Source organism: Pseudomonas brassicacearum, from assembly GCF_000585995.1.
Taxonomy (GTDB): domain Bacteria; phylum Pseudomonadota; class Gammaproteobacteria; order Pseudomonadales; family Pseudomonadaceae; genus Aquipseudomonas; species Aquipseudomonas brassicacearum_A.
Genome location: NZ_CP007410.1, coordinates 2,760,569 through 2,785,360, shown reverse-complemented (window position 1 = coordinate 2,785,360; position 24,792 = coordinate 2,760,569). Strand labels below are relative to the sequence as shown.

Here is a 24,792-nt window from a genome sequence, read left to right as displayed (position 1 = left end):
GATGCTGGCTTATATCTTTAGGCGGCTGCTGCTGATCATCCCCACCCTGTTCGGCATCCTGTTGATCAACTTCGTCATCATCCAGGCCGCGCCCGGCGGGCCAGTGGAGCAGATGATCGCCAAGCTCGAAGGTTTCGAAGGCGCCACCAGCCGAATTGCCGGCGGTGGAGCCGAAGTCTCGGTGGCCGGGTCTTCCTATCGCGGCGCCCAGGGCCTGGACCCGGGGCTGGTCAAGGAAATCGAGCGCATGTACGGCTTCGACAAGTCGGCCCCCGAACGCCTGTGGATCATGATCAAGAACTACGCCCACCTGGATTTCGGCGACAGTTTCTTTCGCGATGCCAAGGTCATCGACCTGATCAAGGAAAAGATGCCGGTCTCCATTTCCCTCGGGCTATGGAGCACGCTGATCATGTACCTGGTGTCGATCCCGCTGGGGATCGCCAAGGCCACGCGACACGGCAGCCATTTCGACGTGTGGACCAGTTCGGCGATCATCGTCGGCTATGCAATCCCGTCGTTCCTGTTCGCCATCCTGCTGATCGTGGTGTTTGCCGGCGGCAGTTATTTCGATTGGTTCCCGTTGCGCGGACTGACCTCCAATAACTTCGACCAACTGAGCACGGGCGGCAAGATCCTCGATTACTTCTGGCACCTGGCCTTGCCCGTGACCGCCCTGGTGATCGGCAACTTCGCCACCATGACCCTGCTGACCAAGAACAGCTTCCTCGACGAAATCAACAAGCAATACGTGGTCACCGCCAAGGCCAAGGGCCTGACCCGTCATCGGGTGCTCTACGGCCACGTGTTTCGCAATGCCATGTTGCTGGTGATCGCCGGTTTCCCCTCCGCGTTCATCGGGATCTTCTTCACCGGTTCCTTGCTGGTGGAAGTGATCTTCTCTCTCGACGGCCTTGGGCTGATGAGTTTCGAGGCGGCCATCAACCGCGATTACCCGGTGGTGTTCGGCACCCTGTTCATCTTCACCCTGCTGGGGTTGGTGGTGAAGCTGATCGGCGACCTGACCTACACCTTTGTCGATCCGCGCATCGACTTCGAAAGCCGGGAGCATTGAGATGAACCTGTCGCCTCTCAATCGCCGCCGCTTCGAACTGTTCAAGGCCAACAAGCGTGGCTGGTGGTCACTGTGGCTGTTTTTGATCCTGTTCGGGCTGAGCCTGGGCGCCGAGTTGATCGCCAACGACAAGCCCCTGGTGGTGCATTACGACGATGGCTGGTATTTCCCGGCCCTCAAGCGCTACCCGGAAACCACCTTCGGCGGCGAATTCCCGCTGGAAGCCAACTACAAGAGCCCGTACATCCGTGAACTGCTGGCGGCCAAGGACGCCTGGGTGCTGTGGGCGCCAATTCCGTTCAGCTACCAGAGCATCAATTACGACCTGAAGGTCCCGGCCCCGGCACCGCCCTCCGCCATGAACTGGCTGGGCACCGACGACCAGGGCCGCGATGTCCTGGCGCGGGTGATCTACGGCTTTCGCATCTCGGTGCTGTTCGCCCTGACGCTGACAGTGCTCAGCTCGATCATCGGCGTGATCGCCGGCGCCTTGCAGGGCTTCTATGGCGGTTGGGTCGACCTGGCCGGCCAGCGTTTCCTGGAGATCTGGTCCGGGCTGCCGGTGCTGTACCTGCTGATCATCCTCGCCAGTTTCGTGCAGCCGAACTTCTGGTGGCTGCTGGGGATCATGCTGCTGTTTTCCTGGATGAGCCTGGTGGACGTGGTGCGCGCCGAGTTCCTGCGCGGGCGCAACCTGGAATACGTGCGTGCGGCGCGGGCGCTGGGCATGCAGAACGGGGCGATCATGTTCCGCCACATCTTGCCCAACGCCATGGTCTCGACCATGACGTTCATGCCGTTCATCCTCACTGGCGCCATCGGCACCCTCACCGCCCTGGATTTCCTCGGCTTCGGCTTGCCTCCCGGCGCGCCGTCCCTGGGCGAGCTGGTGGCCCAGGGCAAATCCAACCTCCAGGCGCCATGGCTGGGCATGAGTGCGTTCGCCGTGCTGGCCCTGATGCTGAGCCTGTTGGTGTTCATCGGCGAGTCCGCTCGCGATGCCTTCGATCCGAGGAAGTGAAATGAACCAGGACAATTTGATCGAAGTGCGCGACCTGGCGGTAGAATTCATTGTCGGCGAACGCCGCCAGCGGGTGGTCGAGGGCGTCAGCTTCGATATCAAGCGCGGCGAAACCCTGGCCCTGGTGGGTGAAAGCGGCTCAGGCAAGTCGGTCACTGCCCACTCGATCCTGCGACTGCTGCCCTACCCGCTGGCCCATCATCCAACCGGGACCATCCAGTATGCCGGGCAGAATTTGCTGGGACTGAAAGAAAAAACCATCCGTCATATCCGGGGCAACCGGATCGCGATGATCTTCCAGGAACCGATGACGTCCCTGAACCCGCTGCACTCCATCGAGAAGCAGATCAATGAAGTGCTCGGCATTCACAAGGGCCTGACCGGCAAGGTCGCGACCCGCCGGACTCTTGAGTTGCTGGAGCTGGTTGGCATTCCCGAGCCCCATAAGCGCCTCAAGGCCCTGCCCCACGAATTGTCCGGTGGCCAGCGCCAGCGGGTGATGATCGCCATGGCCCTGGCCAACGAGCCGGAACTGCTGATCGCCGACGAGCCGACCACGGCCCTGGACGTCACCGTCCAGCTGAAAATCCTCGAATTGCTCAAGCAATTGCAGGCGCGATTGGGCATGTCGCTGCTGCTGATCAGCCACGATTTGAACCTGGTGCGAAGAATTGCTCACCGCGTATGTGTCATGCAGCGCGGTTGCATCGTCGAACAGGCATCGTGCGAAGAGTTGTTCCGCGCGCCGCAGCATCCGTACACTCGGGAACTGCTGGCCGCCGAGCCCAGCGGCACCCCGGCGACCAACGTCGTCGGCCCGCCGCTGTTGCAGGTCGAGGACCTGAAAGTCTGGTTCCCGATCAAGAAAGGTTTGTTCAAGCGCACGGTGGACTACATCAAGGCCGTGGACGGGATCCGCTTCAGCCTGCCCCAGGGCCAGACCCTGGGCATCGTCGGCGAAAGCGGTTCCGGCAAGTCCACCTTGGGCCTGGCGATCTTGCGGTTGATCGGCAGCCAGGGTGGGATTCGTTTCGAAGGCAAGCAGCTCGATAGCCTGACGCAGCAACAGGTCCGGCCGCTGCGCCGGGAGATGCAAGTGGTGTTTCAGGACCCGTTCGGCAGCCTGAGCCCACGGATGTGTGTGAGCCAGATCGTCGGTGAAGGCCTGCGGATCCACAAAATCGGCAGCGAAGCCGAACAGGAACAGGCGATAATCGCGGCATTGAAGGAGGTAGGCCTGGATCCGGAAACCCGGAACCGCTACCCCCATGAATTTTCCGGAGGGCAACGGCAGCGTATCGCCATTGCCCGGGCCCTGGTGCTCAAGCCGGCGTTGATTCTGCTGGATGAACCGACGTCGGCCCTGGACCGTACCGTGCAACGCCAGGTGGTGGAGCTGTTGCGGTCATTGCAAACCAAGTACAACCTGACGTACCTGTTTATCAGCCATGACCTGGCTGTCGTCAAAGCGCTGAGCCACCAGTTGATGGTGGTCAAGCATGGCCAAGTGGTCGAACAAGGTGATGCCCGCAGCATATTCGCCGCGCCGCAACACCCCTATACACAGCAGTTGCTGGAGGCCGCCTTCCTGGCCCCAACAGCTGCCGAATAACCTGAAAGAGGAGCAACACATGGGTTTTCTCGCCGGTAAGCGCGTACTGATCGTCGGTGTCGCCAGCAAGCTGTCCATCGCATCCGGCATCGCCGCCGCCATGCATCGCGAGGGCGCTGAGCTTGCCTTCACTTATCAGAACGACAAACTCAAGGGTCGTGTCGAAGAGTTCGCACAAGGCTGGGGCTCGAGCCCTGAACTGTGCTTCCCGTGCGACGTGGCCAGCGATGAAGAAATCGCCAAGGTCTTCGAAGCACTGAGCAAGAAGTGGGACGGCCTGGACTGCATCGTGCACTCCGTGGGCTTCGCCCCGGGCGACCAGTTGGACGGCGACTTCACCGAAGCCACCACCCGCGAAGGTTTCCGCATTGCCCACGACATCAGCGCCTACAGCTTCGTAGCCCTGGCCAAGGCCGGTCGCGAAATGATGAAAGGCCGCAACGGCAGCCTGCTGACCCTGTCGTACCTGGGCGCCGAGCGCACCATGCCGAACTACAACGTCATGGGCATGGCCAAGGCTTCCCTGGAAGCTGGCGTGCGCTACCTGGCCGGCTCCCTGGGCCCGGACGGCACCCGCGTCAACTGCGTATCGGCCGGCCCGATCCGCACCCTCGCCGCTTCTGGCATCAAGAACTTCCGCAAGATGCTGGCCGCCAACGAAGCGCAAACCCCGCTGCGTCGCAACGTCACCATCGAAGAAGTCGGCAACGCCGGCGCCTTCCTGTGCTCGGACCTGGCGTCGGGCATCAGCGGTGAAATCATGTACGTGGACGGCGGCTTCAACACCACCGCCATGGGTAACCTCGAAGAGTAATCTTCACCGCGCATAAAAAAGCCGCGGGCCCTGCAAAGGGCCCGCGGCTTTTTTTATCCCGATTTCCGTGGAAAACCAATCAGAACCAACACAAGGGAGAACACAAACAGCAGCCCCCCCAATACACCTGCGATGGTGTCGTACGTGTAGATGGCGGCGACGAACGTCCCCATGAGCGACGTAAGGAAAAGCAGGACATTGGTCAACGCATACATGCCAATGCGCCATTTGAAAGCACGTCGCCTTAGAAGCCTTTGAAACAGATAACCCAACCCCGTCAGGGCCACCGAAGCGGCGGTCAAGATGATCAGCATGACCGTGTACATCGCTACCGCGGGAATACCCCGGGTATCACTTAAATCATTGGGATTTTCCGAGACACCCTCCAGCGCAAAAAAGAACAACAATGCGCATGCGCCCATCACTGAAGCAATGGCGGCGAGACTTAATGTGTTTCTTCCTGCTGCCATGGCTACTTACCTAGAGAAATTGATTGGCAGCTCGCCAGTGATTCGAATTTCATAATCCCGTGCGTTGGCGACCCTTCCCACTTCACGGAGCGCGCTCGTGGCTTGCTCATCAAAGGCAGCCCTATGACTGCTGGCATTAGCATCATAACGATCCGAGTACGCTTTGATCTTTCCGGAGAACTTGAGAGTACCTGATGCATATCGAGTAACGTCTCCAGTAATTTGAAGCGTAATGTTTCCAAGGTAGATCCGTGCGACGTTTGAGTCCTGGGCCGTGGAATAAGGCATCTTGAGATTGACGCTGGTAACTCCTACACCCGCCGTATTAATAATCGCCATCAAATCTGGAATTTTGCTTGGCGTAGGGCTGATACCAATTCTATCCAGCCGGACGCTGACAGGCTTGCCCTTCCCCAGAAGCCAATGACTAAACGCTTTGAAGGGAGTAAAGATCCCACCCGAGAATTCCTGCTCAATGGCCAACTGGCCCGTATTCTTGATCTTTGCCCCTTCCTTGATCCCGAGATTCCAGGCGTCAGCGGTGTTGAGTGTTGAATTCCTCAACATGACTAAATCAGCGCCGTGGGCGACTTTCAACTCACCTATGATAATGCCGTCCAATCCGTAGCGAATGGGACGGTTATTAACCATGGCTTTGAGATGACGCTGCAACATTTGAGGCCAGTGGCCTCTTGCGTAAGCCGAGTTTCGCTCTTGAATCATTTTTCCAATCATCGCCATTGGCGCAGGGTTTGGAAGACCTCTACCACTTCCACGTGAGGTTCCGAAATCATCGGGGTAAACAAATGTCGGGGGTAATTCGGTATTCATACGGGTACTCGCCAAGTGAGTAATGGATAACACTGCAGTTATGAATCCGCATCACACGATGCGAAAAACTCATTCTGCGTATTTCCCATACCCTTGGTGCGGTACATATTTATTGCGTTGCTTCTGGCATCAGCGGTGAAGTCATGTGCGTGGACGGCGGCTTCAACACCACGGCCATGGGTAACCTCGAAGAGTAATCTTCACTTCGGCCCTGCGTAAAAACGCCGCTTGCCCTGAAAAGGACAAGCGGCGTTTTTTTATGCCCACCAAAAATCCCCTGTGGGAGCGAGCCTGCTCGCGATAGCGGTGGGTCAGCTTGCATTAATGCTGAATATACCGCCGTCATCGCGAGCAAGCTCGCTCCCACATTGGTTCCAGGTGTTCATAGAAGTCGCGCCCACCACACATCCTCTGTGGGAGCGAGCTTGAACTGGCCTAATGATTTTGGACACTTCATTCGGGCGCTATGATGGCGCCCAAATCTGAGGTGTTTTGGTTATGCGTAAATCTTACTCCAGTGAGTTCAAACTCAAAGCGGCCAGCATGGTGCTGGACGAGGGACAGTCGGTTCCCGAAGTCTGCGCCAGCCTGGATATTGGCTGTGCTGACGTCTTCGCGGGCAAGCCCGCTCCCACATTGGTCCCGGGGTGTTCAAAGAACTCACATCCACCACAACTCCTCTGTGGGAGCGAGCTTGCTCGCGATGGCGGTGGGTCAATCTGCATGGAGATTGGCTGTACTGACGCCTTCGCGGGCAAGCCCGCTCCCACATTGATCCCGGGTGTTCAAAGAACTCACATCCACCACAAATCCCCTGTGGGAGCGAGCTTGCTCGCGATGGCGGTGGGTCAATCTGCAGGGATGTTGGATGTGCCGCCGTCTTCGCGGGCAAGCCCGCTCCCACAGGTCCCGGGGTGTTCAAAGAACTCACATCCACCACAAATCCCCTGTGGGAGCGGGCTTGCTCGCGAAAGCGGTGGGTCAGCTGGCAGGGATATTGGCTGTACTGACGCCTTCGCGGGCAAGCCCGCTCCCACATTGGTTTGGGGTGTTCACAGAACTTACATCCACCACAAATCCCCTGTGGGAGCGGGCTTGCTCGCGAAAGCGGTGGGTCAGCTGGCAGGGATGTTGGCTGTGCTGACGCCTTCGCGGGCAAGCCCGCTCCCACATTGGTCCCGGGGTGTTCAAAGAACTCACATCCACCACAAATCCCCTGTGGGAGCGGGCTTGCTCGCGAAAGCGGTGGGTCAGCTGGCATCAATGCTGAATGTACGCCGTCAACCCGACTCCACAGTCAGCGGCGTAGCGCCTGTTTCTGGGCATACATGGCCGCATCCGCGTCGGCCAGCAGGCTGTCGATTGACGAATGCCGCCGGGGGTCGTATTCGATCTGGCCCACGCTGAAGTGGATGTCATAGCCGCGATGCAGCATCGCATTTCGCTCATCGAGGATTTCCTCGAGCCGCGCCACAATCGTCGAAGTCTCAACATGGGAAGAGCCGGTGAGCAATGCCACGAACTCATCGCCGCCCAAACGGCCGATCACATCGCTTTCGCGAAAGGCGATGCGCAGCACATCGGCGAATGTCTTCAGCGCCGCGTCGCCCTCGGCATGCCCGAAGCGATCATTGATGGATTTGAAATCATTGAGATCGAAGAACAGTAACGTCGCCGGGCGCGACAGGCGGTCGCAAACGCTCAATGCGTGCTGGGCCAGCATCTTGAAGCCGCGTCGATTGGACAGCAGGGTCAGTTCGTCCATGCTCGCCATCTGCACGGCAATCATTTCCTGCTCGGCCATGCGCGCCAGGTCACGCAGCAACTCGCGCTCTTCATCATTGAGCGTGCGCGGTCGGGTGTCGAGCAGGCACAACGTACCGAGCTTGCTGCCATCCGCCAGCCCCAATGGATACCCCGCGTAGAAGCGAATGCCAGGCGTATCCGTGACCAGCGGGTTGTCGTGAAACCGCTCATCCTGTTTCGCGTCGCGGATCTCCAGGATCTGATCCTGCAAAATCGCATGCCCGCAGAAGGAAATCTCCCGCGAGGTTTCGCAGGCATCCAGGCCGGTACGGGACTTGAACCATTGCCGGTTGCTGTCCACCAGGGATACCAGCGCAATAGGCACATCAAACAAGCGCCGGGCAAGCCGGGTCAGGCGGTCAAACCGCTCCTCGGGCGCGGTGTCGAGCAGTTTGAGCGAGTGCAAATTCTTGAGGCGAACGGCTTCGTTGTCCGGTTTACCTGGCGCAAGCATCGGGAACTCCATGGGCGGGACTTCTTGAAGTCTAGTCCAGGCCCACCCCCCTTCAAACCCAATGGCCAAATCAATCGGGCATTTGCCGGCGAGGGCTAATACACTGCTTCACAGGTTCAAGACGAGGACGTTGAGCGATGAAGCACGCCACCCATGATGCCGCCCCACGCTTCTGGCGCGACGCGGCCCTGCCCTTCATCGAAGCCCGGGCCATCGCCGATGGGCGCAAGGTCTGCTATTCCCGCCACTCCCATGACCACTTTTCCATCGGAGCGATCACCGCCGGGCGCAGCACGTATATTCACGAGCGGTCGAATTTCCAGGTGCAGAGCGGCACGGTGGTGCTGATGAACCCCGGCGATGTCCATGCGTGCAACCCGATCGACGATGAGCCATGGTCGTATGTAATGCTGTACGTCGATACCCAGTGGCTCAGGGATTTGCAACGCCGTATCGGCTTCGATGAAACCCTGGAGTTCCAGAGTTTCTCCACGACCCACAGTCGCGACGTCGAGCTATTTGCCGCGCTGCAAGGGTTGTATGAACAATTGGTGGATGAGCGGCTCGACACCGACCGCAAGCGCGCCGCCGCCGAGGCGTTTTTTACCGATCTGCAACAACGGCTCAACCCTGCCGGCCGTCCGGACCGGGGCAGCCATCCGGGTTTGATGCGCGCGGCGCAGTTCATCCACGACCACTGCACCGAAGCGTTGAAGCTCGAAGATATCTGCACCGCGGCACAACTCTCGCCGTCTTACCTGAGCCGCGCCTTCAAGCGTCATTACGGGATGACGCCCCATGCCTTCCTGGTCAACCGCCGGATCCAGTTCGCCCGCCGCCAACTACGCGAAGGCAAGCTGATCGCCGACGTGGCGCTGGACAGCGGGTTTGCCGACCAGGCGCATTTCCAGCGAGCCTTTAAGCAACACCTGGCGGCTACGCCGGGCCAGTATCGCGGTTGATGCCGACTCCCCACATACCTCTGTGGCGAGGGAGCTTGCTCCCGCTAGGCTACGCAGTAGCCCTTGATTCTGGGCGACTGCTGCGCAGTCGAGCGGGAGCAAGCTCCCTCGCCACAACAGCGCTCCGGTCTGAAAAATGGCGGTTGCCGCCACAACAGCGGCGTTTGACTCAAGGCAAGAGCAAATACACCGCGCTTGCCACCAGCAACACCGCCATCGCTCGGTTGAACAGGCGCATGCTCGCCGGATTGCCCAGCCAGGTACGCAGAAAACTGCCGGCATAAGCCCAGCAGCCCACCGAGACGTAACAGATCACCAGATAAACTGCCGCAAACTGCCACACCAGCCGTGCCTCGCCATCGGCCACGAACGCGCCCATCCCCGCCACGCAGGCCAACCAGGCCTTGGGATTGAGCCATTGCATCAGCGCGCCGTAGAACATCGACGGTGCCCGGTCCTCGTCCTTGGCGCTCAAATGCCCGTTGTCCATCGCCAGCTTCCACGCCATGAACAACAGAAACGCCACGCCCCCCAGTTGCACCACCCGCGTGAGCCCAGGCCAGCGCTGCAGCACTTCATGCAACCCAAGCCCCATCAGCACCAGCAACAAGACAAACCCCAGGGTCGCCCCCGCCACATGACGCAAGGTTGCTCGAAATCCATACCGGGCCCCGGAACTGAGGGCCACAATGTTGACCGGCCCAGGCGTGATGGAGGCGACCAAGGCAAATGCCGCCATGGAAAGAATCAGACTCATCGCATATCTTCTTCATGTCTGTGAGGTGGCGATCAAGGTAAACGGCCAATCACTGTAGGTATTGAACAAAACTGCCCAATGAAGAGGGCCAATCACCACCTCGCGAAGCGGCATCACTTCCAGCTCTTTTTACGCAAACTTTACGCAGCGGTCGCTCCACGAAAACAATACTGTGCGGCTCATTTATTCAGGCGCGTCCCATGTCCCTTGCGGTAGTGCGGTTCATCGGCTTCATCCTCGGCATTTTCTTGATCACCCTAGCCGCCAGTATGGCGATCCCGCTTTTGACGCTTGTCATGTACCAGCGTAACGATGACCTGTCGGCGTTCCTGTGGTCGAGCCTGATCACGTTTGTCTGTGGCATCGCGCTGGTGGCGCGCGGTCGACCCGCGCACACCCAGATGCGCCCGCGAGACATGTACCTGCTGACCACCGCCAGTTGGGTCATCGTCTGCAGCTTCGCCGCCCTGCCCATGGTGTTCATCCAGCACATCAGCTACACCGACGCCTTTTTCGAGACCATGTCGGGCATCACCACCACCGGTTCGACCATCCTCACCGGGCTGGACAATGCCTCACCCGGCCTGCTGATCTGGCGCTCGATGCTGCACTGGCTCGGCGGAATCGGCTTTATCGGCATGGCGGTGGCGATCCTGCCACTGCTGCGGGTCGGCGGCATGCGACTGTTCCAGACCGAGTCGTCGGACTGGTCGGAGAAAGTCACACCGCGCTCCCATGTCGCGGCAAATTACATCCTGTGGATCTACGTCGGCTTGACCGCCCTCGCCACCCTGGCCTTGTGGTTGGCCGGCATGACGCCCTTCGAGGCGATCAACCATGCGATGTCGTTGATTTCCACGGGCGGCTTTTCCACCTCGGATGCATCCCTGGGGCATTGGCCTCAACCGGCCATTCACTGGGTGTCAGTGATCGTCATGATGGCCGGCTCGCTGCCCTTCACCTTGTATGTCGCCACCTTGCGCGGCAACACGCGCGCGCTGTTCAAGGACCAACAAGTCAGGGGGTTCGTCGGGTTCCTGGTCATCACCTGGCTCATCGTGGGGACCTGGCTGAGCCTGAACAGCGATTACATCTGGTGGGACGCGCTCCGCATCGTGGCGGTCAACGTGACGTCGGTGGTCACCACCACAGGCGTGGCGCTGGGGGACTACACGCTATGGGGCAGTTTTGCCCTGCTGCTGTTTTTCTACCTGACGTTCGTCGGCGGTTGCTCGGGATCGACGGCCGGTGGACTGAAGATATTTCGCTTCCAGGTCGCCAGCGCCTTGCTGATGGGCAGCTTGAAACAACTGATTCATCCCCGGGCGGTGATCCGAAAAAAATACAACAACCATCCCATCGACGAAGAGATCGCCCGCTCGCTGCTGACCTTTTCGTTTTTCTTCACCATTACCATTGGCGGTATCGCCCTCGGCTTGGCGTTGATCGGCCTGGACTGGACCACCGCCTTGACCGGCGCGGCCACCGCAGTGTGCAACGTAGGCCCGGGACTGGGTACGATCATCGGGCCAGCGGGTAACTTCTCGACCTTGCCGGACGCTGCGAAGTGGCTGCTGACCATAGGTATGCTGCTGGGTCGATTGGAAATCCTGACGGTGCTGGTGTTGTTCACCCCGGTGTTCTGGAAGTATTGAACGCTTCGCGACTGCAAGACGTGAAAAAGCCGCGACACCTGAATCAGGCATCGCGGCTTTTTTTGGGGATCAGCGGTCGTTCTTGATCGAAGAACTGGTCGCGTTGGTCAGACCCTTGGTGTTGTGGGTTCCCGGAGTAGCCGTAGAAATCGCGGAGGCCTTGGTCAAGCCACGAGTATCACGGTCCTTGGCGATGCCCGACGTGAGCGAAGCCTTGCTGGTGCGGTCGGTGCGGGTGGTTCCGATGTGCTTGCCGCTCACGCCATGATCGCGCGTAGCGGTGCCGACGTGGTCGCTATCCAGGCCCTTGCCAAGGCCGCTGGATTCGCCGGATTTGCCACTGCCCTTGCCGCCACCGTTACCGCCGCCATTGCCACCACCACCGCCACCGCCATGACCGCCACCATTGCCACCGCCGGCGGCGTAGCTCGCGCCAATGGGCGACAGGTCGGCGGGCAGCAAGGCCGAGGCACCCAGCATCAAGGCACAGACAGCAACGGCAATGAGGGATTTCTTATGTTTGGACATGATGTCTCCGAAAGACAAAAACAGCGGTTGAACCTTTAAGACTCAATGGTTCAATTTTTGTTCGCGAGCATCCGACCAAGTGAGCGGAAAATTCACTGTCGATTTTTCGGTGGAGCCGTCCCAGCCATGGTTTTATGCTCAGCCCCATGAACCGACAAGACTCGCTGCTCCCGCCCCATGCCGAGATGGTCCGCGCCATGCTCGAACGAGACACCGCCTACGAGGGGGTGTTCTTCACTGCGGTCAAGACCACTGGCATCTTCTGTCGTCCCGGTTGCACGGCGCGCAAGCCGAAACCGGAAAACGTGGAGTTCTTCGCCCATGCCGACGAAGCCATGTCGGCCGGCTACCGGGCCTGCCTGCGCTGCAAACCCCTGGACGCCGCCGCCATCGCGCCGGACTGGATCCAGACCTTGCTCAACGCCGTGGACGCCGAACCCGATCTACGCTGGACCGACGCCCTGCTGCTGGAACAAGGCATCGAACCGCTGAAACTGCGGCGCTGGTTCAAGCAACATTTCGGCATGACCTTTCACGCGTATTTGCGTACCCGCCGCCTGGGTATCGCCCTGGGCGGCATCAAGGAGGGCGCCTCCATCGACCATGCGGCTTTCGATTCCGGCTATGAGTCACTGAGCGGTTTTCGTGACGCGTTCGTCAAATCCTTCCATATCACGCCGGGCCGCGCCGCCCTCAGCGAACCCTTGTTGTTCACCCGCCTGACCACGCCCTTGGGGCCGATGCTGGCCATGGCCGAACGGCGTGGCCTGGTGCTGCTGGAGTTCCTCGACCGTCCGGCCCTGACCCGGGAAATCGAAGAGTTGCAGCAGCGCTACGGCTACACCGTCGCGCCGGGGCACAACGTTCATTTGCAACAGATCGAAACCGAGCTGGCCGACTATTTCGCCGGGAAACTGACTGCGTTCAGCGTCCCGCTGCACATGCCCGGCAGCGCCTTCGCCGTACGAGTCTGGGCCGAGTTGCAGAACATCCCCTATGGCGAAACCCGCAGCTACGGCGGCATCGCCACCCTGCTCGGCAGCCCCGGCGCCAGCCGCGCCGTGGGCCTGGCCAATGGGCAGAATCGCCTGGCCATCGTCATTCCCTGCCACCGGGTGATCGGTGCGGACGGCTCGTTGACCGGTTATGGTGGCGGACAGCCGCGCAAGGCGTTTCTGTTGCGGCTGGAAAAAGCCGCCGTGCAGGTTTCGCTGCCGCTGGCGTTTTGATCGGCCTGGAGAACGAGCACCTGATGCCTGTGCCCTACCATGACGCCAGTGTTTTTCTGGCGGGTCTGGACGAAGATTGGCGCCGTCATGTCGAGGCGACCGGCCCCTGCCTGCTGCAACCCAAGCCGGCCCGCGATCCCTATGAAGCCCTGGTGCGGGCGATTGCCTATCAGCAACTGCACGCCAGGGCCGGCGATGCGATTCTGGGTCGGTTGCTGGCCCTGTTCCCGGCGCTGACATTCCCCAGGCCTGCGCAGATCCTGGCGACTGACTTTGAACAAATGCGCAGTTGTGGGTTTTCCGCCAGCAAGATCGCGACCATCCAGGGCATCGCCCAGGCGGCCCTGGACGGGCGGGTGCCGGATTACGCCACGGCGCTGGTCATGGAGGATGAAGCGCTGGTGGAGCGTTTGACCGCGTTGCGCGGCGTCGGCCGCTGGACCGTGGAAATGCTGCTGATCTATAGCCTGGAGCGGCCGGACATCCTGCCGGCCGATGACTTTGGCGTGCGCGAAGGGTATCGACGGTTAAAGGGGCTGGAGCAGCAGCCCAGCCGCAGGCAGATGATCGATATTGGCCTGGCCTGGAGCCCTTACCGAACGGTGGCGGCGTGGTATTTGTGGCGGGTGCCTAAGTGACATTGCCTGTACTGACGCCTTCGCGGGCAAGCCCGCTCCCACACTGACCGCAAACGGGCAGGAAATTGGCGAACGACACAAATCCCCTGTGGGAGCGGGCTTGCTCGCGAAAGCGATTGCAGGGGCACTCTCAATCCAACGGTAAAACATTGACCGTCTAGACTGCCCAGAATCATTCCAACCCTGATTGGAGGTTTCCATGCAGCTCGAAGGATCCTGCCACTGCGGCGCGGTTTCATTCAGCCTGGCCTGTGCCCATCCCTACCCTTATCAACGCTGCTACTGCTCGATCTGTCGCAAGACCCAGGGCGGTGGTGGTTTTGCGATCAACCTGGGGGGCGATGCCCAGAGCCTGAAGGTGCGCGGTCGCAAATACATCTCGATCTACCATGCGCGGCTCAAGGACGAAGGTGAAAAACGCGCCCATCGCAGCAGCGCCGAACGGCATTTCTGTTCCCTGTGCGGCTCGGGACTATGGCTGTTCAGCCCCGAATGGCCGGAGCTGATCCACCCGTTTGCCTCGGCCATCGACACACCGCTGCCGGTACCGCCGGAGCACACCCACCTGATGCTCGGTTCCAAGGCGCCGTGGGTGGAGGTCGAGGCGCATAAGGGCGACCAGCAGTTCGAGGTCTATCCCAAGGAGTCCATTGCCCAGTGGCATGAACGCCTGGGGCTGGTCACTTAGAGATGCAGTGCTGCATAAGGCCCCATCGCGAGCAAGCTCGCTCCCACATTTGACTCTTCAGTGTTCACAAATAATGTGTACACAGAAAATCCCCTGTGGGAGCGAGCTTGCTCGCGATGACGTCAGTACCGACACCTCTGCACTATCGAGCAGGCACACCACTGTGGAACCTAAACTCCACATCCGGTGATTCGATCAATTCCCGCTCGGCCTCACGCACCTTGTCGATCACCTGGGCAATGTCCTTGGCATCACCGTACTGGTACGCCAATTTCAAATAACCCTGAAAGTGCCGGGCCTCGCTTTTGAGCAAGCCGAAATAAAACTTGCCCAGTTCTTCGTCCAGATGCGGCACCAAGGCCTCGAAACGCTCGCAACTGCGGGCTTCGATGAAGGCGCCAACCACCAGGGTGTCCACCAGTTTGACCGGCTCATGGCTGCGTACCACCTTGCGTAACCCCGAGGCGTAACGCCCGGCGGAGAGCTGACGCAAGCCGATCTTGCGCTTTTTCATCAAGCGCATGACCTGCTCGTGATGCACCAGCTCTTCCCGGGCCAGGCGCGACATCAGGTTGATCAGGTCGACATGGGAATGGTACTTGGCGATCAGGCTCAGGGCGGTGCTGGCGGCCTTGAACTCGCAGTTCTTGTGGTCGATCAGCAAGGTTTCCTGGTCAGCCAGCGCGGCCTGGACCCAGGCATCGGGGGTGCGGCAACCAAGGAATTCGTGAATTTCGGGAAGGATCATGGGGCTCACGGGAAAAGGTAGTCGAGCGAAGGGCGCCGATTATACCGGCCTGCCCCCAGACCACCAGTCACCGCTGTTGATATGCATCAAGTCAACGACTCCCCCATAGCAACTAGACTGCCCCACAACAACTATAGTTGAGCAACGCCAGCCTTTTCATTGCAGGAGAACGCCGATCATGCAAGCCATTCGCAGCATTCTGGTGGTCATAGAACCCGAACATTCGGAAAGCCTGGCGCTCAAGCGCGCCAAGTTGATCGCCGGGGTGACCCAGGCCCACCTGCACCTGCTGGTGTGCGACAAAAAGCACGACCATGCCGGCATGCTCGGCGTACTGAAGGCCGCGCTGCTGGCGGACGGCTACAGCGTCACCACCGAGCAGGCCTGGAATGAAAGCCTCTACGAAACTATCATCGACGTGCAGCAGGCCGAGGGTTGCGGCCTGGTGATCAAGCAACACTTCCCCGACAGTCCGCTGAAAAAAGCCCTTTTGACCCCGGCGGACTGGAAACTGTTGCGCCACTGCCCGACCCCGGTGCTGCTGGTGAAAACCGCAGGCTCCTGGAAGGACAAGGTGATTCTGGCGGCCGTGGACGTTGGCAATGCCGACGGCGAGCACCGTCACCTGCACAACACCATCATCGATCACGGCTACGACATTGCCACCCTGGCCAAGGCGCACCTGCATGTGATCAGCGCCCATCCCACACCGATGCTTTCGTCCGCCGACCCGACCTTCCAGCTCAAGGAAACCATCGAGGCCCGTTACCGCGAACAATGCCGGGCGTTCCAGGCTGAATTCGACATCGACGACCAGCACCTGCACATCGAAGAAGGCCCGGCGGACGTGTTGATCCCGTTCATGGCGCGCAAGCTGCAGGCAGCCGTGACGGTGATCGGCACCGTGGCGCGGTCGGGGTTGTCAGGGGTGCTGATCGGCAATACCGCCGAAGCGGTGCTTGATGCGCTCGAAAGTGACGTGCTGGTGCTCAAGCCGCAGGAGGTCGAGGATCATCTGGTGGAGTTGGCGATCAAGGAATAAAGCGAATGAGCTCTTTGTGGCGAGGGAGCTTGCTCCCGCTGGGTTGCGAAGCGACCCTCGCTCTTGATCTAAAAAATCTCTGGTCCTGAAAAACCCAGGCGTCTGCTACGCAGCCGAGCGGGAGCAAGCTCCCTCGCCACAAAAGCTCCCTGGCACAAGAGCTCCTTTGCACAAATGGCCGGCGATCAGCCGCCAATCGCATCCTTCAGGAACCCCGGCGCGATGTAGCGCTGGTAGTGGGCTTCGGACAGGAGGAAAAATTCCCGATCAATGGCGTCGCGCAGGTCCGGCAGGTCCCAGTCGCGAAACTCCGGCATCAGCACCATGCCGTAGGCTTCCAGGTTGTTGATCACGCGCGCGCCCCGGGCGATCAATTGGTAGGCCCAGCAATATTCCGACTGATGCGGCACAAAGCGGATCTTGCGCGACTCCAGCTGCTGGCGCAGCAATTGCGGGTCGAAAACCTCCAACTTGGCCACCATCACCTGCACCAGCAGTTGCTCCAGGCGCATCCACACCGCGCGCTTTTCGTCCTCGTTGTAGCCGTTCCAGTGAATCACTTCATGGTGGAACCGCTTGCAGCCACGGCACACCAAGTCACCGTAGACAGTGGAGCAGAGGCCGACACAGGGGGTCTTGATGAGCTGGTTGGGCATAAGGAAAAGCACACGCAAAAGCAGGACAGGCCGGCATGTTAGCCCTTTGTCTAAGATTGATCACCCCTTCAAACTTCACGGTCCAACTTACCTTTAATTTTTTTTTCCCGTAGAATCAGCCAGCCTTTTAAGGCGCCAATGTCCGTTAGAAGCTGTTTTCAAAGCGTCACGAGCACAGTCGTTCCTTCAGAGCGGTGTTGGCGAAGGGTCTTTCCAGCGGGGAAAGCCCAACGCCAACCCTCATCAGCTCCCCGTTCTGCAGGCGTAAAACTTTGAAAGCAGCTTCTGTGAGGAACCCCGGAAACCCTGGCGTGGAGGCCCAAAAAGCCCCCGACGCGCATGAGTACCGCGGGTTTCTGGATGAGCGTCCCGGACACCCATTTGGGACCACTGATGAGGGTAATAACTGTGCTTGAAGCCTACCGCAAACATATCGAAGAGCGCGCAGCCCTGGGTATCGTTCCCCAGCCGCTTAACGCCGAACAAACCGCAGGCCTGATCGAGCTGCTGAAAAATCCTCCGGCTGGCGAAGAAGCTTTCCTCGTTGACCTGATCACCAATCGCGTTCCGCCTGGCGTCGACGAAGCCGCCTACGTCAAGGCCGGTTTCCTGTCCGCCCTGGCCAAGGGCGAAGCCCAATCCCCTCTGCTGGACAAGAAGCGCGCCGTTGAACTGCTCGGCACCATGCAGGGCGGCTATAACATCGTGACCCTGGTGGACCTGCTGGACGACGCCGAGCTGGCGCCGGTGGCGGCCAAGGAACTCAAGCACACCCTGCTGATGTTCGATGCGTTCCACGATGTGGCTGAAAAAGCCAAGAACGGCAACGTCCACGCCAAGGCCGTGTTGCAATCCTGGGCCGACGGCGAGTGGTTCAAGAACCGCCCGGTACTGGCCGACAAGATCAGCCTGCGGGTGTTCAAGGTCACTGGCGAAACCAACACCGACGACCTGTCCCCTGCCCCTGACGCCTGGTCCCGCCCGGACATCCCGCTGCACGCCCTGGCCATGCTGAAAATGGCCCGTGACGGCATCGTGCCTGATGAACAAGGCAAGACCGGCCCGATGAAGCAGATCGAAGAGATGCGTGGCCAAGGCTTCCCGATCGCCTACGTCGGTGACGTGGTCGGTACCGGTTCGTCGCGTAAATCGGCGACCAACTCGGTGCTGTGGTTCTTCGGCGACGACGTTCCTTTCGTTCCGAACAAACGTGCCGGCGGTTTCTGCTTCGGCAGCAAGATCGCACCGATTTTCTACAACACCATGGAAGACGCCGGCGCCCTGCCGATCGAATTCGATGTGTCCAACATGCACATGGGCGACGTGATCGACCTGTACCCGCATGCTGGCAAAGTCTGCAAGCACGGCACCGATGAAGTCCTGACCACCTTCGAAATGAAGACCCCGGTCCTGTTGGACGAAGTCCGTGCCGGCGGTCGTATCCCGCTGATCATCGGCCGTGGCCTGACCGAAAAGGCTCGCGCCGAGCTGGGCCTGCCACCTTTCGATCTGTTCAAGAAGCCGGAAGCACCCGCCGAAAGCACCAAGGGTTTCACCCTGGCGCAGAAGATGGTCGGCAAGGCTTGCGGTCTGGCAGAAGGCCAAGGCGTCCGTCCTGGTACCTACTGCGAACCGAAAATGACCACCGTGGGTTCCCAGGACACCACCGGTCCGATGACCCGTGACGAACTGAAAGACCTGGCGTGCCTGGGCTTCTCGGCTGACCTGGTGATGCAGTCCTTCTGCCACACCGCGGCCTATCCAAAGCCGATCGACGTGACCACCCACCACACCCTGCCTGACTTCATCATGACCCGCGGCGGCGTTTCCCTGCGTCCGGGCGACGGCATCATCCACTCGTGGCTGAACCGCATGCTGCTGCCAGACACCGTGGGTACCGGTGGTGACTCGCACACACGTTTCCCGATGGGCATCTCGTTCCCGGCCGGTTCTGGCCTGGTCGCGTTCGCCGCTGCCACCGGCGTCATGCCGCTGGACATGCCGGAATCGATCCTGGTGCGTTTCAAAGGCAAAATGAAACCTGGCATCACCCTGCGTGACCTGGTTCATGCCATTCCATACTTCGCTATCCAGAACGGTCTGTTGACCGTGGAGAAGAAAGGCAAGAAAAACGCCTTCTCCGGCCGCATCCTGGAAATCGAAGGCCTGGAAGGCTTGACCCTTGAACAGGCTTTCGAATTGTCCGACGCCTCGGCCGAACGTTCGGCTGCCGGTTGCACCATCAAGCTGTCGAAAGAGTCGATCACCGAGTACCTGCAGTCGAACATCACCCTGCTGCGCTGGATGATCGGCGAAGGCTACGGCGATGCACGCACCCTGGAACGTCGCGCCCAAGCGATGGAAGCCTGGATTGCCGACCCGCAACTGATGGAAGCCGATGCCGACGCCGAATACGCCGAAGTCATCGAAATCGATCTGGCCGACATCAGCGAGCCTGTGCTCTGCGCACCGAACGATCCGGACGATGCCCGTCTGCTCTCCAGCGTTGCTGGCGAGAAGATCGACGAAGTGTTCATCGGTTCGTGCATGACCAACATCGGTCACTTCCGCGCTGCCGGTAAGCTCCTGGAGCAGGTCAAGGGCCAGCTGCCAACCCGTCTGTGGCTGTCGCCGCCGACCAAGATGGACGCTCACCAGCTCACCGAAGAAGGCTACTACGGCATCTACGGCAAGGCCGGTGCACGGATGGAAATGCCAGGCTGCTCGCTGTGCATGGGTAACCAGGCACGCGTCGAGCCGAACTCCACCGTGGTGTCGACCTCGACCCGTAACTTCCCGAACCGTCTGGGCGACGGCGCGAACGTCTACCTGGCTTCGGCCGAACTGGCGTCCGTTGCGTCCATCCTGGGTCGCCTGCCGACCGTCGAGGAGTACATGGAATACGCCGGCAAGATCGACAGCATGGCAGCGGACGTGTACCGCTACCTGAGCTTCGATCAGATCGCCGAGTTCCGTGAAGCAGCTGCAAACGCCAACATCCCGGTCGTTCAAGCCTAAAGCTTAAAACGCCCGACTAAAAACGCCGCCCTTCTTGCGAGGGGCGGCGTTTTTTTATGCCTGTCATTTCGATGCCAACTGACCCACCGCTTTCGCGAGCAAGCCCGCTCCCACAGGGGATTTGTGGTGGATGTAAGTTCTGTGAACACCCCGGAACCAATGTGGGAGCGGGCTTGCCCGCGAAGACGGCGGCACATCCAACATCCCCGCCAGCTGAACCACCGCCATCGCGAGCAAGCTCGCTCCCACAGGGGAGTTGTGGTGGATGTAAGTTCTGTGAACACCCGAAACCAATGTGGGAGCGGGCTTGCCCGCGAAGACGGCGGCACATCCAACATCCCTGCCAACTGAACCACCGCTATCGCGAGCAAGCCCGCTCCCACAGGGGATTTGTGGTGGACGTGAGTTCTTTGAACACCCCGGGACCAATGTGGGAGCGGGCTTGCCCGCGAAGACGGCGGCACATCCAACATCCCTGCCAACTGACCCACCGCTTTCGCGAGCAAGCCCGCTCCCACAGGGGAGTTGTGGTGGATGCAAGTTCTGTGAATACCCGAAACCAATGTGGGAGCGGGCTTGCCCGCGAAGACGGCGGCACATCCAACATCCCCGCCAACTGACCCACCGCCATCGCGAGCAAGCTCGCTCCCACAGAGGATTTGTGGTGGATGTGAGTTCTTTGAACACCCCGGGACCAATGTGGGAGCGGGCTTGCCCGCGAAGACGGCGGCACATCCAACATCTCTGCCAGCTGAACCACCGCTTTCGCGAGCAAGCCCGCTCCCACAGGGGAGTTGTGGTGGATGTAAGTGCTGTGAACACCCGGGACCAATGTGGGAGCGGGCTTGCCCGCGAAGACGGCGGCACATCCAACATCTCTGCCAACTGACCCACCGCCATCGCGAGCAAGCTCGCTCCCACAGGGGATTTGTGGTGGATGTAAGTTCTGTGAACACCCCGGAACCAATGTGGGAGCGGGCTTGCCCGCGAAGACGGCGGCACATCCAACATCCCTGCCAGCTGAACCACCGCTTTCGCGAGCAAGCCCGCTCCCACAGGGGAGTTGTGGTGGATGTAAGTGCTGTGAACACCCGAAACCAATGTGGGAGCGGGCTTGCCCGCGAAGACGGCGGCACATCCAACATCCCTGCCAGCTGAACCACCGCTTTCGCGAGCAAGCCCGCTCCCACAAGGTGGTGGTCAGGCCATCAGGGAATAGACCAATGCTGTAATCGCCACCAAGCCCACCAACGCTACAAACACATTGGACGCCTGGCCGCGATAGCGGGCCATGGCCGGGACTTTGCGGATGGCGTACATCGGCATCAGGAACAGAATGGCTGCGATGATCGGGCCACCCAGGGTTTCGATCATGCCCAGGATGCTCGGGTTGAGCGTGGCGACGATCCAGCACACCACCAGCATGAACGCCGCCGTCAGGCGGTCCAGGGTCTTGGGCGCCGGGCGGCGGCCGCTCTTGACGATCAGGCCCTTGAGGCCTTCGCTGGCGCCGATGTAATGGCCAAGGAAGGATTTGGAGATCGCCACGAACGCAATCAACGGCGCGGCAAAGGCGATGGTCGGGTTGCTGAAATGGTTGGCCAGGTACGACAGGATCGACAGGTTCTGCGCCTTGGCCTCGGCCAGTTGCGCCGGGGACAGGGTCAACACGCAACTGAACACGAAGAACAGCACCATCACCACCATCAGCACATGGGCCCGCGACAGGATCTGCGAACTGCGCTCCTCGGCGTTGGCGCCGTAGCGACGCTTCTGGTCCACCGCAAACGCCGAGATGATCGGCGAGTGGTTGAACGAAAACACCATCACCGGAATTGCCAGCCACAGGGTATGCAGCAGGGCCGATGGCTCAGGCGGCGTCGACGCCGTGGTCAGGATGCCGCCGTTCCAGTGCGGGATCAGGAACACCGCCAGGAACAGCAGCGCAACGATGAACGGATAGACCATCAGGCTCATCGCCTTGACGATCGCCTGTTCGCCGCAACGCACCACGGCCAGCAGCCCCAGGATCAGCACCAGCGACAGCACCGCCCGAGGGGGCGGCTGGATATGCAGCTGATGCTCCAGGAAGCTGCCCACGGTATTGGTCAACGCCACGCTGTAGATCAGCAGGATCGGGAAAATCGCAAAGAAGTACAAAAGCGTGATCAGCGCACCGGCCTTGAGGCCGAAATGCTCTTCCACCACCTCGGTGATGTCCGCGCCGTCACGACCGGACAACACAAAGCGAGTCAGTCCCCGGTGGGCGTAGAACGTCATGGGAAACGCCAGCACTGCCAGGATCATCAGTGGCCAAAAACCACCCAGGCCCGCATTGATCGGTAAAAACAGCGTACCTGCACCGATGGCGGTGCCAAACAGACCCAGCATCCAGGTGGTGTCATGACGACTCCATTGGCTAAGGGTGGCGGGGGCTGTCGTTTCAAAGCGCTCTTCGACGCTATTGGCCTGATCATTCATCCGGTCGGATCTCCGTTTTCCGGTCACATGCACCCGGCCGGGACGAGTCGGAAAAACCCGACAGGCAGCGCCCTGGCCGAAACAGGGGCGCGATTGTCCGGGATTCATGATCAGAAGCAAAGACTTAGCTGAGGAGCGGTTGTCACCTTCACAGGTGGTACCGACGCATTGGGGAAATGGTCGCAGCCCGTCAATGAGTGCCCATGCCCACTATCGAACCCGCACAAACTCAATGTTCACGCGTCCTCCGTCCGGGCGCGTGAATGCCTCATACATCCGTTCACCCTCAACTTTGAGCTGCAGTTGCTGCTCCGTTCGAACGCTTCCCACCCAGTTAGGAAACGTGGAGCCTTCGACGCGGTTGCCCGAGAATTGACCGTGTTTGTCTACGGTGTATGTACCGAAAAATCCAATGCTCGATGCCATGGCGCGCCTGTTCTCATCGTCGGTGCCGCCCCCGCGTGCGTCAGACTGGAAACGGGGAGTGTCGCCATTGGTCAACACCTCGACAAAGTGCATGTCGGGCGTGAAGACGAGCATGCCTTGGGGATTCTCGCCATAGGGTCGATCGATCTGGCCATCGCGCTCAAGCGTCGCGCTAACCATACGCCACGTGCCGGCAATCTGATTGGGCCCAGCGATAGGCAGCCGGGTCTCGCTGGCCCCTCCCACGCTGGAAATGGCGAGAAGAAGTATGGGCAGCCACTTCATACCTTGTCCGCCGTCAGGGTCAGCGCCCACGCGACCACGCGATCGCCCCGCTCCAGCGGCTTTGTGGTCATGACCCACCCAATTCCGGACGACACACCTGTGATCAACCCTGTTTTCATCGTGAGCTTCCCCTTGAGATTTCCCCTGAGTATATGAGCCAGGACAACCCCCAATAAGCCGCTCCCATACGAACGAGCTGGTTAAAAATATTCACCAATGACCGACATCAATCTTCCCGATCTACCACGAGAGCGGTGCCTGAGTGCGCTCCGATAGAGACATACAATCGCGACCTGTCATCCCTGACAGTAGCCATACCCACCGCTGGTTTTTAATCTAGACACAAGGCCGAAGGTGGTATGAGAGCTTTTCGTATTTCCTCATTCTCCGGTCATCTTTCGATAATTTTCTGGAGAAGCGAAATGGCCGACTTGATCATCAACACACCTATTCAGAACGGTACGATATTCCCTAGGCACAGCCTCACCGGGACAGGCCCCGCCAATGAGCGCATAGCGCTTTACGAAGCCAATGTCGGAGGCCCTGAATGGGGGAACACTGTCGTCGACGCCTTCGGCAACTGGACGCTGACCCCCAGCGTTGATCTACAAGCGACTCTCGGCAAGAACAATGGCAGGTTTGGACTGGTCGTAACGCCTGACTTGAACCGATGGTCCAACGTCATTTTCGTCAATATAGCCAGAACGCCACCCCCCACTCCAAATCAACCTCTAAGGATACTCAGCCCTGCCGACGGCGCTACGACCTATGCCCGTCCGCGCATTGTCGGAACAAGCGTAGCCAATAGCGTGATAACACTCTACGAAGCCAACGTTGGCGGAAAAGAATGGGGGAAGACAACCGCCGACGAGTTTGGCAACTGGGAGATAGTTCTCAACGCGGACCTGCAACCCACGCCGGGAAAAAACAACGGCATGTTTGCACTGCTTGTAACCCCTGATTTGAAAAGCTGGTCCAATGTTGCTTCCATCAACATCGCCACCACGCCGCCATTTAACCCGAACCAACCACTGGCGATCCTGAGCCCCCGGGAGAACACGCCCACCTCCGCCCGCCCCTACATCGCCGGGACAGGCCCCGCCAATACTGGAATTACGCTCTACGAAGCCAATGTCGGAGGGCGCGAATGGGGCAATACAATCGTGGATGCCTATGGCAACTGGATAATGATGCCCAACGCTGATCTACAACCCACGCCGGGTAAAAACAACGGCATGTTTGCACTGCTTGTAACGCCGGATCTGAAAAGCTGGTCCAATGTGGTCGGCATAAGGGTCTCCGGTACGACAGTTTAATAAGCCGATACTCGATGGAACGTCAGAATAGTCACCTGCCCAGCGCTCTTGCAGCGCCGGGTCGCTTTGTACATGCTCCCAAAAAAGATCCACACCTGAACCTGCGCCGCTGAGGACAGTGTATTTATTGCGAATATCGCCTGGCAGGGAGAGCCGGGCTACCGCCCTTTCGCTCCAGCTCCTACACTCAGGACAGAAATAACACCCTGCTCGAGACAGCGACGGATCGGCCTGCATCCATACGCCCCACCGTCGTGCCCAGGGCTCGCCCCACAATTTT

General features: G+C 59.9%; 21 protein-coding genes and 2 pseudogenes. 14 read left to right on the top strand and 9 right to left on the bottom strand.

Going from position 1 to position 24,792, the window contains the following annotated elements; translation table 11 throughout:
- Position 1 precedes the first annotated feature (1 nt).
- The 4 genes from CD58_RS12175 to fabI are packed head-to-tail and all read left to right on the top strand — an operon-like array spanning position 2 to position 4,522.
- Positions 2-1,075 carry a microcin C ABC transporter permease YejB gene (locus CD58_RS12175; RefSeq protein WP_025213270.1) on the top strand — a complete coding sequence of 358 codons (1,074 nt, stop codon included), beginning with the start codon at positions 2-4 and terminating at the stop codon, positions 1,073-1,075.
- A gap of 1 nt (position 1,076) precedes the next feature.
- Positions 1,077-2,096, top strand: coding sequence for an ABC transporter permease (locus CD58_RS12170; RefSeq protein ID WP_025213269.1), 1,020 nt, complete (start codon positions 1,077-1,079; stop codon positions 2,094-2,096).
- A gap of 1 nt (position 2,097) precedes the next feature.
- Positions 2,098-3,708: an ABC transporter ATP-binding protein gene (locus tag CD58_RS12165; RefSeq protein ID WP_025213268.1), complete on the top strand. Its 1,611-nt coding sequence runs from the start codon at positions 2,098-2,100 to the stop codon at positions 3,706-3,708.
- Positions 3,709-3,727: 19 nt separating this feature from the next.
- Entirely contained in the window at positions 3,728-4,522 is a 795-nt protein-coding gene (gene fabI, locus CD58_RS12160; RefSeq protein ID WP_025213267.1) for an enoyl-ACP reductase FabI, read from the top strand.
- Between the two features lie 53 nt (positions 4,523-4,575).
- Here the strand turns inward: fabI and CD58_RS12155 are convergent, their stop codons facing one another.
- On the bottom strand, positions 4,576-4,992 hold the full coding sequence (locus CD58_RS12155; protein ID WP_025213266.1) for a hypothetical protein: 417 nt from the start codon (positions 4,990-4,992) through the stop codon (positions 4,576-4,578).
- A 6-nt stretch (positions 4,993-4,998) separates the two neighbouring features.
- Positions 4,999-5,823 (bottom strand): lipid II-degrading bacteriocin, encoded by an 825-nt coding sequence (locus tag CD58_RS12150; protein ID WP_025213265.1) that lies wholly within the window; start codon positions 5,821-5,823, stop codon positions 4,999-5,001.
- A 116-nt stretch (positions 5,824-5,939) separates the two neighbouring features.
- Here CD58_RS12150 and CD58_RS31845 point away from each other — a divergent pair.
- A pseudogene (locus tag CD58_RS31845) lies at positions 5,940-6,020 on the top strand (enoyl-ACP reductase); the annotation flags it as partial.
- A 301-nt stretch (positions 6,021-6,321) separates the two neighbouring features.
- Positions 6,322-6,423 (top strand): annotated as a pseudogene (locus tag CD58_RS31840) (transposase); the annotation flags it as partial.
- A gap of 697 nt (positions 6,424-7,120) precedes the next feature.
- Here CD58_RS31840 and CD58_RS12145 read toward each other — a convergent pair.
- Complete coding sequence (locus CD58_RS12145; RefSeq protein WP_025213264.1) at positions 7,121-8,083, bottom strand: sensor domain-containing diguanylate cyclase; 963 nt, start codon at positions 8,081-8,083, stop codon at positions 7,121-7,123.
- 137 nt (positions 8,084-8,220) lie between these two features.
- Here CD58_RS12145 and CD58_RS12140 point away from each other — a divergent pair, with 137 nt between their 5' ends.
- A complete protein-coding gene (locus CD58_RS12140) occupies positions 8,221-9,045 on the top strand; it encodes a helix-turn-helix transcriptional regulator (RefSeq protein ID WP_025213263.1) in 825 nt (274 codons plus the stop codon).
- A 169-nt stretch (positions 9,046-9,214) separates the two neighbouring features.
- Here the strand turns inward: CD58_RS12140 and CD58_RS12135 are convergent, their stop codons facing one another.
- On the bottom strand, positions 9,215-9,802 hold the full coding sequence (locus CD58_RS12135) for a LysE family translocator (RefSeq protein WP_025213262.1): 588 nt from the start codon (positions 9,800-9,802) through the stop codon (positions 9,215-9,217).
- Positions 9,803-10,002: 200 nt separating this feature from the next.
- Between CD58_RS12135 and CD58_RS12130 the strand changes: the two genes are divergently transcribed.
- Positions 10,003-11,457, top strand: a complete 1,455-nt coding sequence (locus CD58_RS12130; RefSeq protein ID WP_025213261.1) for a TrkH family potassium uptake protein — start codon at positions 10,003-10,005, stop codon at positions 11,455-11,457.
- 69 nt (positions 11,458-11,526) lie between these two features.
- On the opposite strand, the gene CD58_RS31125 is transcribed toward CD58_RS12130, so the two are convergent.
- The gene (locus CD58_RS31125) at positions 11,527-11,985 is read right to left on the bottom strand and encodes a hypothetical protein (protein ID WP_025213260.1); all 459 of its coding nucleotides are present in this window, start codon (positions 11,983-11,985) and stop codon (positions 11,527-11,529) included.
- A gap of 146 nt (positions 11,986-12,131) precedes the next feature.
- Here CD58_RS31125 and CD58_RS12120 point away from each other — a divergent pair, with 146 nt between their 5' ends.
- The 3 genes from CD58_RS12120 to CD58_RS12110 all read left to right on the top strand — a co-directional run bounded on the left by CD58_RS12120 (position 12,132) and on the right by CD58_RS12110 (position 14,540).
- Positions 12,132-13,214: a bifunctional transcriptional activator/DNA repair enzyme AdaA gene (locus CD58_RS12120; protein WP_025213259.1), complete on the top strand. Its 1,083-nt coding sequence runs from the start codon at positions 12,132-12,134 to the stop codon at positions 13,212-13,214.
- 23 nt (positions 13,215-13,237) lie between these two features.
- On the top strand, positions 13,238-13,852 hold the full coding sequence (locus CD58_RS12115; RefSeq protein WP_025213258.1) for a DNA-3-methyladenine glycosylase family protein: 615 nt from the start codon (positions 13,238-13,240) through the stop codon (positions 13,850-13,852).
- A gap of 199 nt (positions 13,853-14,051) precedes the next feature.
- On the top strand, positions 14,052-14,540 hold the full coding sequence (locus tag CD58_RS12110; protein ID WP_025213257.1) for a GFA family protein: 489 nt from the start codon (positions 14,052-14,054) through the stop codon (positions 14,538-14,540).
- Positions 14,541-14,682: 142 nt separating this feature from the next.
- Here the strand turns inward: CD58_RS12110 and CD58_RS12105 are convergent, their stop codons facing one another.
- Positions 14,683-15,288 (bottom strand): tRNA-(ms[2]io[6]A)-hydroxylase, encoded by a 606-nt coding sequence (locus tag CD58_RS12105; protein WP_025213256.1) that lies wholly within the window; start codon positions 15,286-15,288, stop codon positions 14,683-14,685.
- Positions 15,289-15,466: 178 nt separating this feature from the next.
- On the opposite strand from CD58_RS12105, the gene CD58_RS12100 reads away from it, so the two are divergent.
- A complete protein-coding gene (locus tag CD58_RS12100) occupies positions 15,467-16,330 on the top strand; it encodes a universal stress protein (RefSeq protein ID WP_025213255.1) in 864 nt (287 codons plus the stop codon).
- Positions 16,331-16,515: 185 nt separating this feature from the next.
- On the opposite strand, the gene CD58_RS12095 is transcribed toward CD58_RS12100, so the two are convergent.
- Complete coding sequence (locus CD58_RS12095) at positions 16,516-16,986, bottom strand: DUF1289 domain-containing protein (protein WP_025213254.1); 471 nt, start codon at positions 16,984-16,986, stop codon at positions 16,516-16,518.
- 408 nt (positions 16,987-17,394) lie between these two features.
- Here CD58_RS12095 and acnB point away from each other — a divergent pair, with 408 nt between their 5' ends.
- A complete protein-coding gene (gene acnB / locus CD58_RS12090) occupies positions 17,395-20,004 on the top strand; it encodes a bifunctional aconitate hydratase 2/2-methylisocitrate dehydratase (RefSeq protein WP_025213253.1) in 2,610 nt (869 codons plus the stop codon).
- A gap of 1,200 nt (positions 20,005-21,204) precedes the next feature.
- Here the strand turns inward: acnB and CD58_RS12085 are convergent.
- Together CD58_RS12085 and CD58_RS12080 are read right to left on the bottom strand one after the other, a co-directional pair.
- A complete protein-coding gene (locus CD58_RS12085; protein ID WP_025213252.1) occupies positions 21,205-22,485 on the bottom strand; it encodes a serine/threonine transporter in 1,281 nt (426 codons plus the stop codon).
- A gap of 210 nt (positions 22,486-22,695) precedes the next feature.
- Positions 22,696-23,196, bottom strand: a complete 501-nt coding sequence (locus tag CD58_RS12080) for a lipocalin-like domain-containing protein (protein WP_025213251.1) — start codon at positions 23,194-23,196, stop codon at positions 22,696-22,698.
- A gap of 422 nt (positions 23,197-23,618) precedes the next feature.
- Between CD58_RS12080 and CD58_RS12075 the strand changes: the two genes are divergently transcribed.
- Positions 23,619-24,512 (top strand): hypothetical protein, encoded by an 894-nt coding sequence (locus CD58_RS12075; RefSeq protein ID WP_025213250.1) that lies wholly within the window; start codon positions 23,619-23,621, stop codon positions 24,510-24,512.
- Positions 24,513-24,792 lie beyond the last annotated feature (280 nt).

Bases quoted from the DNA above. Each gene is read 5' to 3' on its own strand.
- CD58_RS12110 (WP_025213257.1), top strand. From the start codon at position 14,052: ATGCAGCTCGAAGGATCCTGCCACTGCGGCGCGGTTTCATTCAGCCTG.
- CD58_RS12130 (WP_025213261.1), top strand. From the start codon at position 10,003: ATGTCCCTTGCGGTAGTGCGGTTCATCGGCTTCATCCTCGGCATTTTC.
- CD58_RS12170 (WP_025213269.1), top strand. From the start codon at position 1,077: ATGAACCTGTCGCCTCTCAATCGCCGCCGCTTCGAACTGTTCAAGGCC.
- CD58_RS12075 (WP_025213250.1), top strand. From the start codon at position 23,619: ATGGCCGACTTGATCATCAACACACCTATTCAGAACGGTACGATATTC.
- CD58_RS12135 (WP_025213262.1), bottom strand. From the start codon at position 9,802: ATGAGTCTGATTCTTTCCATGGCGGCATTTGCCTTGGTCGCCTCCATC.
- CD58_RS12150 (WP_025213265.1), bottom strand. From the start codon at position 5,823: ATGAATACCGAATTACCCCCGACATTTGTTTACCCCGATGATTTCGGA.
- CD58_RS12080 (WP_025213251.1), bottom strand. From the start codon at position 23,196: ATGAAGTGGCTGCCCATACTTCTTCTCGCCATTTCCAGCGTGGGAGGG.
- CD58_RS12105 (WP_025213256.1), bottom strand. From the start codon at position 15,288: ATGATCCTTCCCGAAATTCACGAATTCCTTGGTTGCCGCACCCCCGAT.
- CD58_RS12140 (WP_025213263.1), top strand. From the start codon at position 8,221: ATGAAGCACGCCACCCATGATGCCGCCCCACGCTTCTGGCGCGACGCG.
- CD58_RS12145 (WP_025213264.1), bottom strand. From the start codon at position 8,083: ATGCTTGCGCCAGGTAAACCGGACAACGAAGCCGTTCGCCTCAAGAAT.
- CD58_RS12085 (WP_025213252.1), bottom strand. From the start codon at position 22,485: ATGAATGATCAGGCCAATAGCGTCGAAGAGCGCTTTGAAACGACAGCC.
- CD58_RS31125 (WP_025213260.1), bottom strand. From the start codon at position 11,985: ATGTCCAAACATAAGAAATCCCTCATTGCCGTTGCTGTCTGTGCCTTG.
- CD58_RS12175 (WP_025213270.1), top strand. From the start codon at position 2: ATGCTGGCTTATATCTTTAGGCGGCTGCTGCTGATCATCCCCACCCTG.
- fabI (WP_025213267.1), top strand. From the start codon at position 3,728: ATGGGTTTTCTCGCCGGTAAGCGCGTACTGATCGTCGGTGTCGCCAGC.
- CD58_RS12165 (WP_025213268.1), top strand. From the start codon at position 2,098: ATGAACCAGGACAATTTGATCGAAGTGCGCGACCTGGCGGTAGAATTC.
- CD58_RS12115 (WP_025213258.1), top strand. From the start codon at position 13,238: ATGCCTGTGCCCTACCATGACGCCAGTGTTTTTCTGGCGGGTCTGGAC.
- CD58_RS12155 (WP_025213266.1), bottom strand. From the start codon at position 4,992: ATGGCAGCAGGAAGAAACACATTAAGTCTCGCCGCCATTGCTTCAGTG.
- CD58_RS12095 (WP_025213254.1), bottom strand. From the start codon at position 16,986: ATGCCCAACCAGCTCATCAAGACCCCCTGTGTCGGCCTCTGCTCCACT.
- CD58_RS12120 (WP_025213259.1), top strand. From the start codon at position 12,132: ATGAACCGACAAGACTCGCTGCTCCCGCCCCATGCCGAGATGGTCCGC.
- CD58_RS12100 (WP_025213255.1), top strand. From the start codon at position 15,467: ATGCAAGCCATTCGCAGCATTCTGGTGGTCATAGAACCCGAACATTCG.